Below are 12,941 nucleotides of genomic sequence, written 5' to 3'. Positions count from 1 at the left end.
TCCTCTTTGACTGGCCAGTAGCGATATTGGCCACTTTTTTACTGCGCCTGCAGCATCGCCGGCAGATTATCCTCGCCATACAGATGCAGTGCGCCTACCGCCACCACGTAATTTCCTGGCGGTAACGCCTCCAGCTTTTGTTGCCAGTCGCGATTTCGTTGGTGCATCAACACGTCATACAGATCGGCGCTGAATGTGGCGGGCAGGGTTTCGAGCATACCGCTGGGTTTTGCGTCTAGCCACCAACTCACCATGGTTTGCAGCAAGCGTGCGTTGGTGTGCCAGTGCTCCAGCGTGTCGCGCAGCAGTGCTATTCCTCCCTCCGGTAACTGTTCCAGCATACTCATCTGGTGTTCCGCCCCTTCCAGCTCAATCACCTTTTTATGCTGGTCTCTGGCCGCCTGCAACAGTTGATAATCCACGCCGTATTCGGCGCGTAATCCCAATCGCTGAGCCTGACGGGCTTGCATCATTAACGCTACCTGCCAGCCGGGCAGGGTGGAAAAACTGTCGACGTCGGCACCCAGCTCCTGGCACAGCGTCAGTAATTGCTGAAATTCTGACTCTGAGAGCCGCTGTTCAAGTTCCGGTTGCTGTTCGATGCGGTCAAAGGGCGAGGCGGAACCGGTGATGTCGGCTTCAACAATCAGGGCATCTGCCTGTTTGAGGCGAGCTGCCAGCTTGGCCGGCAGCGGCGACATATCCACCGTGCCCATATGAATGCTGCCCACCAGATGGAACTGACGATCGCCGGGCAGCCGAATATCCAGCGCCGGGTAGGCGTAAGTCATCGGGGATATCAGGCCGAGAAAGGCGGCGATTCGGCGTAACAGTTGACCCATACAGCGTGGCTCCTGAATAGCGTGTTCACCCTTGGCTTGGCAAGGTGAGGATTCCCCATGCTAAACGCTATCCGCTGGACAAGAAAGCCTGAAGAGTGAAGGAATTATCCCAAAGAAAAAGGGGCGCACTATTTGCGCCCCTTGGGTATTTAGCGTTTGGGTTTAAAACGCAGCAGTCGGTTGGCGTTACTGACCACGGTAATGGAGGACAGCGCCATAGCCGCGCCCGCCACCACCGGACTGAGCAGGGTGCCGGTTAACGGATACAGTACCCCGGCGGCAATCGGGATGCCGAGCGTGTTGTAAACAAAGGCCCCCAGCAGGTTCTGTTTCATATTGCGCAATGTAGCTTTAGACAGCTCAAGCGCATCGGCGACGCCGTTCAGGCTGTGGCGCATCAGAGTGATGGCGGCAGTCTCAATGGCGATATCGCTGCCGCCTCCCATGGCAATGCCGACATCGGCCTGCGCCAGCGCCGGCGCGTCGTTGATACCGTCGCCGATCATGGCTACGCGGTGACCCTGCGCCTGCAGCTGTTTGATCGCTTCGGCTTTGCCCTCCGGCAACACGCCGGCAATCACCCGGTCGATACCGGCCTCTTTGGCAATGGCGTTGGCGGTCACCGGGTTGTCGCCGGTTAACATCACCAACTGATAGCCCTGACGGTGCAAGCGCTGTAGCGCTTCAACGCTGTCGCGGCGCAGCGGATCACGGATGGCGAACAGCGCGGCCGGCTTACCCTCGACGGCCAGCAGCACCGGCGTAATGCCACGCTCTGCCTGTTGCTGCATCTGTGTGTCCAGCTCGGCGGTGGCCACCTGATGCTGTTGTAATAACGCAGCATTGCCCAGCAGCAACTTCATGCCGTCCACTTCGCCGCTAACGCCTGCACCGCGCAGAGTACGGAACTGCTCAACCTGCGGCAGCGCTTGTCCTTCGGCGTGATCAACGATGGCACGGGCCAGCGGGTGGCTGGCGCCCTGTTCCAATGCGGCAGCCCAGCGCAGTGCCTGCTGCTCGCTCACCTGGTTAAACGTGAGGATTTCTACCACCCGCGGCTGACCTTCGGTCAGGGTGCCGGTTTTATCAAACACCAGGGTGTCGAGTTGGCTTGCCTGCTGCAAGGCATCGGCATCACGTACCAGCACGCCAAATTCGGCGGCGCGGCCCACTCCGGAGATGATCGACATCGGCGTCGCCAAACCCAGTGCGCAAGGGCAGGCGATGATCAAGACCGTGGTGGCGATCACCAGCGTATAAACCAGCTGCGGTTGCGGGCCGAAGAAATACCAGATTGCGGCGCTGAACAGGGCGATAGCCACTACCGTCGGGACGAATACCGCAGAAATGCGATCCGCCAGCTTGCCGATCTCAGGCTTACTGCTCTGCGCCTGACGCACCAGCTTGATGATGCGTGCCAGGGTGGTTTTGCTGCCGATAGCGCCGGCACGGAACAATACACTGCCGTCATCGACCACCGTCCCGGCATGTACGGTATCACCCACGCTTTTTTGTTGCGGCACCGCCTCGCCGGTCAGCATTGCTTCATCCAGCCAGACTTCACCCTGAATTATCTCACCGTCTACCGGGATACGATCGCCGGTCGTCAGCCGCAGCGTCATGCCGAGCTGCACCTGCGCCAACGGGATGCTTTTCTCGCCATCGTCGGTCACCAGGCGCGCCGTCGGCGGCGTCAGATCCAACAGCCGTTCCAGCGCCTGTGATGAGCGCTGGCGAGCGCGTTGTTCCAGCGCATGGCCCAGGTTTATCAGACCGATGATCATTGCGCTGGCTTCGTAGTACAGATGCCGCGCCGCCATCGGAAAGAAATCCGGCCACAGGTTGACGCTGATTGAGTACAGCCAGGCGGCACCGGTGCCCAGTGCGACCAGGGTGTCCATGGTGGCGCTGCCGTTTATCAGCGCGCGCCAGGCATTACGATAGAAATGCCCGCCGGCGAACACCATCACCGCCAGCGTGAGCAGGCCGACCAGCAGCCACGGACGCTGAGTTTCCGGCGTCAGCGACATGCTGCCACCAAACAGCCCCCAGGCCATCAAGGGGATACCCAGCGCCAGGCCAAGCGCGGCTTGCCAGCGAAAACGCTTCATATTGGCCTGGGCAGTTTGCTGTTGGCGCTCGCGGCGTTCGGTTTCGTCCTGGATCATTTCTGCGCCGTAACCGGCTTTCTCGACCGCCGCGACCAGCGCTTGCGGATCGGCGCTGCCGGTGATCAGCGCGCTGCGTTCCGCCAGATTGACGCGCGCCTGATCTACACCGGATACGCTTTGTAGTGCATTTTGCACTTTACTGACGCAGCTGGCGCAGCTCATGCCACTGAGCAAAAGCTGCACGCTGTCATCATCATCGCCATTAGAGGTTGCCGGAAGGGGAGACGAGGCCGTTGCCTGGGTTTCCGGCAATACAGGGACTGATTCAGTCAACGGCTCAGTTTTTGGGGAGGTAGCGGCTCCGGCAAGGCTCGCGTGATAACCCGCGTCTTCAACTGCGGCGATCAACGCCTCGGAAGCGGCGTCACCGTAAACCTTGGCGCTGTCGATACTGACGTCGGCGGCAATCACCCCCGGCACCGCTTCCAGCGCTTTGCGGGTGCTGGCAGCGCAGTGCATGCAGCTCAGACCGTTCAACTGCAGCTCGGTATCCGGCTGTTGCGCCACGGCGGCCTGATAGCCGGCAGCGACTACGCTGTCGATCAGCGCCTGGCTCGGCGCCTCGCCAGTGACTTTGGCATAGTGGACATTGACCTCTGCCTGTTCGACATCTTCGCGGCTTTCCAGGGCTTTTTTCACCCGCTGCGCGCAGTTCATGCAGGTCAGTCCCTGCAATGCCAGCACTGTGGTTTGTGACATGATTCGATTCCTCGCTCAGGTGCGGTGTTTAAAGGTTGACCGCTTAGCCTATTTTCACTAAGAATGGAGTCTAAACCTTCCAGCAAGGGGAAGGTCAAGGGGGATAAATGAATATCAGCGACGTGGCGAAAAAAACCGGTTTAACCAGCAAGGCAATCCGCTTCTATGAAGAGAAAGGGCTGGTTACCGCGCCGATCCGCACCGATAACGGCTACCGCAGCTACAGCCCGAAGCACATTGAGGAGCTGACGTTGCTGCGTCAGGCGCGGCAGGTGGGGTTTAACCTGGACGAGTGCGGCGAACTGGTGGCGTTGTTCAACGATCCGGCCCGTCACAGCGCCGATGTGAAAGCACGCACCCTGCAAAAAGTGGCGGACATTGAAAAGCACATCGCCGAGTTGGGTGAGATGCGCCAGCGTTTACTGGCGCTGGCGGATCAGTGCCCGGGGGATGACGGAGCAGAGTGCCCGATCATTAATAACCTGGCAGGGTGTTGCCACAACCATTAACGAATAACGGCGCGGATCACCAGCGTTATGCCTTCGACGGCGATCACTTCCACCTCGGTGCCCACCGCCAGATCTTCACTGGCCTGCGCACGCCAACTGCTGTCGCCGATGTTAATGCGCCCCATGCCGTTGTGCATGGGTTCCGTCAGCGTGGCGCGGGTGCCAATCAGCTGGCGGTTGCGCTGGTTCAGTACCTGCGAACCGCTGGAGGCCGCCGCCGGACGTTGGCGCAGCCAATACCACCACAGGTAGGCCACCACCACGGTCAGCACGGCAAAAATCACCCCCTGCCATTCCCAGGCCAACTGCGGCAACAACCAGACAATCGCGCCGACCACCACCGCGGATACGCCGCTCCATAACAGGTAGCCGCTGGCGCCGAGCATTTCGGCCGCCAGCAGCAGCCCGCCAAGGGAGAGCCAGAACCAGTGCGGGTTTGCTGCAATTTGTTCGAGCATGATTACTTGCCTTTGGTGTCTTTCAACAGCTCGGCAATGCCACCAATTGAACCGAGCAGGCTGCTGGCATCCAGCGGCATCATGATGACTTTACTGTTATTGGCGGAGCCGATCTTCTGCAGCGCATCGGTGTATTTCTGCGCCACAAAGTAGTTCACCGCCTGGATATTGCCGCTGGCGATAGCATCGGACACCAGTTGAGTCGCACGAGCTTCGGCTTCCGCGGCACGTTCACGGGCTTCCGCCTGCAGGAACGCAGACTGACGCTCACCTTCCGCCTTGAGGATTTGCGACTGTTTGTCGCCTTCGGCACGCAGGATAGCAGCCTGACGTACGCCTTCAGCCTCCAGAATATCCGCACGCTTGGTTCGCTCGGCCTTCATCTGGGCGTTCATTGCCGAGATTAACTCTGCCGGTGGACGTACGTCACGGATCTCGATACGGGTGATTTTAATGCCCCAGGGGTTGGTGGCTTCATCGACAATGTGCAGCAGGCGGCTGTTGATGCTGTCACGCTGCGAGAGAATTTCGTCCAGCTCCATCGAGCCGAGCACGGTACGGAAGTTGGTCATGGTCAGGTTGACGATCGCCAGTTCCAGGTTGCTGACCTCATAAGCGGCACGGGCCGGATCCACCACCTGGATAAAACACACCGCATCGATGGCCACATTGGCGTTATCGCGCGAGATGATTTCCTGAGATGGAATATCAAGTACCTGTTCCATCATATTGATTTTTCTGCCGATGCGGTCCATAAAAGGCACCACCAGGTTTAAACCGGGCATCAGCGTTTTGGTGTAGCGGCCGAAGCGTTCCACCGTCCATTGGAACCCCTGCGGAACAATTTTGACGCCGGCAAATACGATGATTAGCGCGACGACAATCACGATGGGAATAAGGGTAAACATGGCAAACCTCCTGTCGGACATATGTAAACGAATATTACGCCAGCTACCGTGCAAAGACTAATAAATCAGGGGCGTTGTGCCATTAACATTCCAAATTGGCATGTTTCCAATAATTTTAATTCATTTCATGACGTTGTCCGCCTTGGCTAGAGTAAAAAGCATTGCCGTTTTTCACTTCAAATATTTGTCATTTATATTTGCGACTATGCTTTTTGAAATGACATCTAGCGCCAAGGATTGTTATGGACTCAATCAGTGTTGATGAACTCGCCCCGAAAAAAGATCGTTGGTATCGCATTGTGGAGGAATTGTTGTCCTCCGCCGATGTAGCCATCAACGGCAACCGCGCCTGCGATATCAAGGTACATAATCCGGCGTTGTTTAAACGCATTTTGCAGGAGGGATCGCTCGGGTTCGGCGAAAGCTACATGGATGGCTGGTGGGACTGTGAGCGACTGGATGTGCTATTTACCCGCATTCTGCAGGCGGGCGTCGATGAGCGCTTGCCTAAAAACCTGAGCGACGTTGCGCGCATCGCCTATGCCCGGCTGTTTAACCGTCAGTCGCGTAAACGCGCCTGGCAGGTGGGTAAGGAGCATTACGATATCGGTAACGATCTGTTCCGCGCGATGCTCGATCCCTATATGCAATATTCCTGCGGCTATTGGAAAGACGCTGACACGCTGGAGCAGGCGCAGCAGGCCAAGTTGAAAATGATCTGCGAGAAGTTGCAGCTGAAACCCGGTATGTCACTGCTGGACATCGGCTGTGGCTGGGGCGGATTGGCTCAATATGCGGCAGAAAACTACGGTGTGTCCGTGTATGGCGTGACGATTTCCGCCGAGCAGCAAAAGCTGGCGCAGGAACGCTGCCAGGGATTGGACGTGGAGATACAACTGCAGGATTATCGCGATCTTGACCGTCAGTTTGACCGCATTGTCTCCGTCGGCATGTTCGAACACGTGGGGCCGAAGAACTACGACACGTATTTCCGCGTAGCAGCGCGCAACCTCAAGCCCGATGGGCTGTTCCTGCTGCACACCATAGGTGCTAACCAAACCAATCTGCACGTCGACGCCTGGATAGACAAATACATTTTCCCCAACGGCTGCCTGCCATCGGTACGGCATATTTCCGAGGCCAGCGAAGGACGTTTTGTGATGGAGGATTGGCACAATATCGGCGCCGATTACGATCGAACGCTGATGGCCTGGTATGAGAATTTCAAACGGGCGTGGCCGCAGCTGGCCGAAGAGTATTCCGAGCGGTTCGAGCGGATGTTCACCTATTACCTGAATGCCTGCGCCGGCGCGTTCCGTGCACGGGATATTCAGCTATGGCAGGTGTTGTTCAGCCCGAAGGGGGTGGACGGTGGGGTTCGTGTTTACCGCTGATATCCCCTTCGTCTTTCCAGCCACATCGTTGTTGGCTGCACGCTCGAGCCCTGGTCACTTAGTTATCTAAGCTCCCAGGGATTCTCGCGTTTGCCGCCTAGATGTGGCGGGAAATCCATTGGGGATCTGTCCCAAATAACTAAGGCCATACCCTAAATAATTGGAGTTGCATCACGGCGGCAAGTTTGTAAGTCCCCAGTCACTTACTTAAGTAAGTGACTGGGGTGAGCAAACGCAGCCAACACAGATGCAGTTTCAAGTATGACGGGTATTAATACAGTAATGAATACAACTGACGGCGGTACTTAGCTGCTAATGCGTCGCCGGTGCCCAGCGCGGCCAGAATATCCATCAGCGTCTTGCGCGCGTTGCCATTGGCGGCGGCGAGATCTTTCTTCAGATGCCCCATCAGCAGCTCCAGCGCTTCTTCATTGCGCCCGACCTGATGCAGTTGCAGCGCCAGCTGCACGGCTAAATCGACGTTCTCCGGTTGCTGTTCCACCTGCTGTTGCAACTGTTGAATTTCCGGCGTGTCGGCAGCCTGCTTCAGCAGCTCAATCTGCGCCACCAGACCCTGATAGCGGGTATCACGATCCTGCAGCGGAATGGTCGCCAGCACGGTTTCGGCATCTTCAGTGCGGTTCAGCGCTATCTGGGTTTCTGCCAGTGTCAGGCCAATATCGCTGCGTTGCTGGCTGGCTTGCCAGGCGTCTTTCAACAGCGGTAACGCCTCAGTGGCATTACCTTCAGCCAGCAATTCAGTCGCCTGCGCCAGCTTCAAATCTTCTTCTTTGGGCAGGAAACGCTGCAGGAATTCGCGGATCATCTCTTCCGGCTGCGGGCCCTGGAATCCGTCGACCGGCTGGCCGTCTTTGAACAGGTACACCGTCGGCAAAGAACGCAGGCCAAACTGGGCCGCGATGGCCTGTTCGGCGTCGCAATCCACTTTTGCCAGCACGAACTGACCGGCATATTCCGCCGCCAGTTTGTCCAGTATCGGGGTGAGCTGCAGACAGTGTTGGCTGCGATCCGACCAGAAGTAGAACACCACCGGCAGGGACATTGACTGTTCCAGCGTCTGGTGCAGGTTAGTTTCGTTAATATCAACAACAGCTTGAGCTAGCATGTATTTTCTCTCTGATCTTGCGGAGCCATTGGCTTTTAAATGGGGGCGGAGTGGCGTTCTTCAACCCCGCCGGCCCAATTAACCGTTGCTGCGCAGCAGCCAGTCCAGGCAGCGGCCCGGCAGGATGCGACGCAATACGCTGAGCGCGTGCGCCAGCAGGGTCACCGGGTAACGCAGTTTAGCCCTTGGACTTTCCAGCGCGTGGCGCAATTTGGGCAAAATGGCTTCCGGCGGCAGCGTCAGGCGCTTGGCAATACCGGGGTTATGCACCGGTTTGTCGCTCTGCGCCTGATTGACGTTCTGGGTAAAGTGGGTGGAGATGGGGCCGGGCTCAATCAGGCTGACCTGAATGCCGGTACCGTGCAGCTCCATACGCAGAGCATCGGACCAGGCTTCCAGCGCAAACTTGCTGGCGGCATAGGCACCGCGTCCGGCGCTGGAAACCAGCCCCATCACCGAACTGGTCTGAATAATGCGCCCCTCGCCGTGCGGCAGCATCGCCGGCAACAGCAACTGGGTTAACTGATGGGTGCCAAACAGGTTGGTGGCGAATTGGCGTTCCAACTGCTGGCGCGAAATGCTGCTCAGCGGTCCATAAACACCAAAGCCGCCGTTGTTGAACAGGCCGTACAGCCGATTGCCGGTCAGTTCGATCACCTGTGCGGCGGCACGTTCGACGCTGTCGCTGTCGTCCAGATCCAGCTCAATGCCTTCCAGCCCAAGCTGGCGCATGTTTTCCACGTCCTGCGGTTTGCGGCAGGCGGCCAGCACGCGGTAGCCACGGTTACGCAGATCCTGTGCCGCAATCAATCCAATCCCGCTGGAACAGCCGGTTATCAACACTGCTTTTTGCATAACTTTACCTAGTGTACAACGCTATTTAGTTAGACTCATGTTTTACTAGAGGTTCCAGACGTTCCGCCATCCAGGTGGCGATAAACGGTTGGGCATCCTTATTGGGATGCAATCCGTCATCCTGCATCCATTCCGCTTTTACCACCACCTGTTCCATATAGAACGGCAGCAGCGGAATGTTGAACTGTTTAGCCAACTGAGGGTAAACCGCGCTGAAGGCCTCGGTATAACGGCGGCCATAGTTGGGCGGGATGCGGATCTGCATCAGCAGCGGCTGTGCGCCGGCCTGCTGTACCAAGGTGATGATTTGGCCGAGATCGCGCTGCAGGTCCTGTGCCGGGAAACCTCGCAGACCATCATTGGCGCCCAATTCAATCAGCACCCAGCGCGGCTGGTGCTGTTTAAGCAATTCGGGCAGGCGGGCCAGCCCCTGTGCAGCGGTGTCGCCGCTGATACTGGCGTTGACCAGTTGCGGATCGCCCGGCTTTTTCTGCCATTGATCGGCCAACAGCGTCGGCCAGGCCTGCGCCACCGGCAAGCGATAACCGGCGCTTAAACTGTCGCCTAAAATCAACAGGGTATCGGCGGCGACAGCGCGTAAACTGAATAATCCCAACAGCAAAAGGAAGGGAAGATGCCAGCGGAAAACGTTCTTGAAGTTCATCATCTTAGTAAACACGTTGGTCAGGGTGAGCATCAGCTCTCCATCCTTACCGGAGTCGAGCTGGTTGTCAAACCCGCGCAGACAATTGCCCTGATTGGCGAGTCCGGTTCGGGCAAGTCAACGCTGCTGGGGATCCTCGCCGGGCTGGACGACGGCAGCGAAGGGGAGGTGCATTTGTTGGGCGAATCGCTGACCGCGCTGGACGAAGAGGGCCGCGCCGCGCTGCGTGCCAAAAATGTCGGCTTTGTATTTCAATCATTTATGCTGGTACCGACGCTCAATGCGCTGGAAAACGTGCAGTTGCCGGCGCTGCTGCGCGGTGAAAGTGACCGCCAGAGCCGTGAGCAGGCGGTGCAACTGTTGGAACAGTTGGGTTTGGGCAAGCGCCTTGATCATTTGCCGGCGCAGCTCTCCGGTGGCGAACAGCAGCGGGTGGCGCTGGCGCGGGCGTTTAGCGGGCGGCCACGGGTGCTGTTCGCCGATGAGCCGACCGGCAATCTCGATCGCCAGACCGGCGAGCGCATCGCCGATTTGCTGTTTTCACTCAACCGCGATTTCTCCACCACCTTAATCCTGGTCACTCATGATGAAACCCTGGCGGCGCGCTGCCAGCGGCGGCTGCGCCTGCGCGAAGGCAAGCTGTGGGAGGAAGCATGATCTGGCGCTGGTTCTGGCGCGAGTGGCGCTCGCCGTCGCTGCTGATCGTTTGGCTGGCGCTGACGCTGTCGATGGCCTGCGTACTGGCATTGGGCAGCATCAGCGATCGTATGGACAAGGGCCTGAGCCAACAGAGCCGCGATTTTATCGCCGGTGACCGTGTGCTGCGCAGCGCCCGGCCGGTACCGGAAGGCTGGCTGCTGGATGCGCAGCAGCAGGGGCTGAAGGTCAGCCGGCAACTGTCGTTCACCACCATGACCTACGCCGGAGACCGGCCGCAATTGGCGGACGTGAAGGCCACCGATCTGGCCTATCCGCTGTACGGCAAGCTGGAGACCCGTCCGGCTAATGCCAAGCTGACGCCGGGCAGCGTATTGGTCGCACCGCGTTTGCTGGCGCTGTTGAACGTAAAGGTGGGGGATACGTTGGACGTGGGCGACACCCAACTGCGGATTGCCGGTGAAATCATTCAGGAGCCGGATTCCGGCTTTAACCCCTTCCAGACCGCGCCGCGTATCATGATCAATCTGGCGGACGTGGATAAAACCGGGGCTGTGCAGCCGGGCAGTCGCCTGACCTACCGTTATATGTTTGCCGGAGCTGCGCAGGATATTCAGCGTTACGAAGATCGCCTGACGCCGCAGCTTGGGCCGGATCAGCGCTGGTTCGGACTGCAGGAATCCGGCAGCGCATTAGGCAAATCGCTGCAGCGTTCGCAGCAGTTCTTGCTGTTGTCCGCATTGCTGACTTTGCTGCTGTCGATTGCCGCCGTAGCGGTGGCGATGAGCCACTATTGCCGCAGTCGTTACGATCTGATCGCGGTGCTGAAAACGCTGGGTGCCGGTCGTAGTGCGCTGCGTAAGCTGATTGTCGGCCAGTGGCTGGCGGTGATCCTGCTGGCTGCGATATGCGGGGGGATTATCGGGTTGGGATTTGAGGCGGTGTTGATCCGCCTGCTGGCTCCGGTGTTGCCGGGGGAGCTGCCTGCCGCCGGGACCTGGCCGTGGCTGTGGGCGATCGGCGCGTTGCTGATGATTTCGCTGCTGGTGGGGCTGCGGCCATACCGGCAGCTGTTGGCGACTCAGCCGCTGCGGGTGCTGCGCCGCGATGTGGTGGCTAACGTCTGGCGGCTGCGCTACTTCCTGCCGGTGACGGCGGTGATTGTGGTAGCGTTGCTGACCGCGCTGATGGGCGCCAGCACGCTGCTGTGGTCGATCCTGGCCGGTATTCTGGTGCTGGCCTTGCTGTTGGGCGCTATCGGTTGGGGCAGCCTGCTGCTGCTGCGCCGTATTACGCTTAAAAACCTGGCGCTGCGTCTGGCGGTTAACCGTCTGTTGCATCAGCCTTGGGTGACGGTGAGCCAACTGGCGGCCTTTTCGCTGTCGTTTATGCTGTTGGCGTTATTGCTGGTGTTGCGTGGCGATCTGCTCGAGCGCTGGCAGCAACAACTGCCGCCGGACAGCCCAAACTACTTCCTGTTGAACCTGACCGAAGCGCAGGTGCCGCAGGTGAAGACTTTCCTGCAACAGCATCAAATTGCACCTGAGACCTACTATCCGATTGTCCGTGTTCGCCTGACCGAGATTAACCAGCAGGTGGCGACCGAACGGGTGCACGAGGACGATCCGGGCGGTGAAGCGGTGAATCGCGAACTGAACCTGACCTGGCTGGCGGATTTGCCGGCGCACAATCCTTTGCTGGCGGGCAGTTGGCCGCCTAAGACCGGCGAAGTGTCGATGGATCAGGGTATTGCCGGGCGGCTCAAGATCAAGCTGGGCGATACGCTGACCTTCAGTGGCGATACCCAGTCGTTCAGCGCCAAGGTGACCAGCCTGCGGCAGGTGGATTGGGAAAGTCTGAAGCCGAACTTTTACTTTATCTTCCCGCCGGGTGCACTGGACGGTCAGCCGCAAACCTGGCTCACCAGTTTCCGCTATGACGGGGACGGCCAGATGTTAACCCAGCTCAACCGTCAGTTCCCGACGCTCAGCCTGCTGGATATCGGCTCGATCCTCAAACAGGTGGGCGGCGTGCTGCAGCAGGTCAGCCGTGCACTGGAAGTGATGGTGGTGCTGGTGGTGTTGTGTGGCGGCCTGTTGCTGATGGCTCAGGTGCAGGTGGGGATGCGTCAGCGACGTCAGGAGTTGGTGGTGTATCGCACGCTGGGCGCAGGCAAGCGCCTGTTGCGCAGTACGCTGTGGTGTGAATTTGCCCTGCTGGGGCTGGTGGCGGGCATCGCCGCTGCGGTGGGCGCCGAGGCGGCACTGTGGCTGTTGCAAAGCCAGGTGTTTGACTTCCCGTGGGCACCGACACCGGTGCTGTGGTGGGCACTGCCGTTGCTCAGCGCGCTGTTGCTGTCGCTGTGTGGCGGTTGGCTGGGCGTGCGTTTGCTACGTGGTCAGGCGCTGTTCCGCAGCTACGACGGCTAGTTCCTTCAGGTTATCGACCGGCCCATTGTCAGGGGCCGGTCGACGTTACTCTCCGCACGACCCGTTTCTCGTTAACACTACCGCTTTCAATCCCTGCCTCGATCTGTCGGCCATCCTCTTGGCCGAACTCTGCGTGAAATCGATTACACTCTTCCTTCGGGTTACTCAATTTATTGGGAGCGGTCAAGGTAAAATGATATTGCTGTCACCGCCATATTAGGGCATGAAT

Annotated in this window: 11 protein-coding genes; 4 read left to right on the top strand and 7 right to left on the bottom strand. The window is 58.7% G+C overall.

Translation table 11 applies throughout. The annotated features are described in order from the left end of the window. Nucleotides 1-38: 38 nt before the first annotated feature. Together ACMGG1_RS18795 and copA are read right to left on the bottom strand one after the other, a co-directional pair. Nucleotides 39-842 (bottom strand): TraB/GumN family protein, encoded by an 804-nt coding sequence (locus tag ACMGG1_RS18795; RefSeq protein ID WP_410529212.1) that lies wholly within the window; start codon nucleotides 840-842, stop codon nucleotides 39-41. A 149-nt stretch (nucleotides 843-991) separates the two neighbouring features. After that, on the bottom strand, nucleotides 992-3,712 hold the full coding sequence (copA, locus tag ACMGG1_RS18790) for a copper-exporting P-type ATPase CopA (protein WP_414160928.1): 2,721 nt from the start codon (nucleotides 3,710-3,712) through the stop codon (nucleotides 992-994). Nucleotides 3,713-3,819: 107 nt separating this feature from the next. Here copA and cueR point away from each other — a divergent pair, with 107 nt between their 5' ends. Continuing rightward, nucleotides 3,820-4,221 (top strand): Cu(I)-responsive transcriptional regulator, encoded by a 402-nt coding sequence (gene cueR, locus ACMGG1_RS18785; RefSeq protein ID WP_020825549.1) that lies wholly within the window; start codon nucleotides 3,820-3,822, stop codon nucleotides 4,219-4,221. Here the strand turns inward: cueR and ACMGG1_RS18780 are convergent. Then, the gene (locus tag ACMGG1_RS18780) at nucleotides 4,218-4,679 is read right to left on the bottom strand and encodes an NfeD family protein (RefSeq protein WP_128864436.1); all 462 of its coding nucleotides are present in this window, start codon (nucleotides 4,677-4,679) and stop codon (nucleotides 4,218-4,220) included. The genes cueR and ACMGG1_RS18780 overlap by 4 nt on opposite strands. Before the next feature lie 2 nt (nucleotides 4,680-4,681). Continuing rightward, nucleotides 4,682-5,587 (bottom strand): SPFH domain-containing protein, encoded by a 906-nt coding sequence (locus tag ACMGG1_RS18775; RefSeq protein ID WP_020825551.1) that lies wholly within the window; start codon nucleotides 5,585-5,587, stop codon nucleotides 4,682-4,684. A 242-nt stretch (nucleotides 5,588-5,829) separates the two neighbouring features. Between ACMGG1_RS18775 and cfa the strand changes: the two genes are divergently transcribed. After that, nucleotides 5,830-6,981: a cyclopropane fatty acyl phospholipid synthase gene (gene cfa / locus ACMGG1_RS18770; protein ID WP_122077543.1), complete on the top strand. Its 1,152-nt coding sequence runs from the start codon at nucleotides 5,830-5,832 to the stop codon at nucleotides 6,979-6,981. Nucleotides 6,982-7,252: 271 nt separating this feature from the next. Here the strand turns inward: cfa and ACMGG1_RS18765 are convergent, their stop codons facing one another. From ACMGG1_RS18765 to tesA, 3 genes are all read right to left on the bottom strand, one after another. Then, on the bottom strand, nucleotides 7,253-8,107 hold the full coding sequence (locus tag ACMGG1_RS18765; RefSeq protein ID WP_041414284.1) for a co-chaperone YbbN: 855 nt from the start codon (nucleotides 8,105-8,107) through the stop codon (nucleotides 7,253-7,255). Nucleotides 8,108-8,185: 78 nt separating this feature from the next. Continuing rightward, entirely contained in the window at nucleotides 8,186-8,962 is a 777-nt protein-coding gene (locus tag ACMGG1_RS18760; RefSeq protein WP_046374326.1) for an SDR family oxidoreductase, read from the bottom strand. A 25-nt stretch (nucleotides 8,963-8,987) separates the two neighbouring features. Beyond that, nucleotides 8,988-9,626, bottom strand: coding sequence for a multifunctional acyl-CoA thioesterase I/protease I/lysophospholipase L1 (gene tesA / locus ACMGG1_RS18755; RefSeq protein WP_044548763.1), 639 nt, complete (start codon nucleotides 9,624-9,626; stop codon nucleotides 8,988-8,990). Here tesA and ybbA point away from each other — a divergent pair. Both ybbA and ybbP read left to right on the top strand, forming a co-directional pair. Continuing rightward, nucleotides 9,597-10,283: a putative ABC transporter ATP-binding protein YbbA gene (gene ybbA, locus ACMGG1_RS18750; protein WP_020825556.1), complete on the top strand. Its 687-nt coding sequence runs from the start codon at nucleotides 9,597-9,599 to the stop codon at nucleotides 10,281-10,283. The genes tesA and ybbA overlap by 30 nt on opposite strands. After that, nucleotides 10,280-12,712 (top strand): putative ABC transporter permease subunit YbbP, encoded by a 2,433-nt coding sequence (ybbP, locus tag ACMGG1_RS18745; protein WP_414160927.1) that lies wholly within the window; start codon nucleotides 10,280-10,282, stop codon nucleotides 12,710-12,712. Before ybbA ends, ybbP begins: the two co-directional genes overlap by 4 nt. Nucleotides 12,713-12,941: the final 229 nt, after the last annotated feature.

It is taken from the genome of Serratia sp. BNK-12, assembly GCF_047456085.1.
Lineage (GTDB): Bacteria > Pseudomonadota > Gammaproteobacteria > Enterobacterales > Enterobacteriaceae > Serratia > Serratia liquefaciens.
Note: the sequence above shows the minus strand (reverse complement) of the source record. Positions and strands in the feature narration are given on the sequence as shown.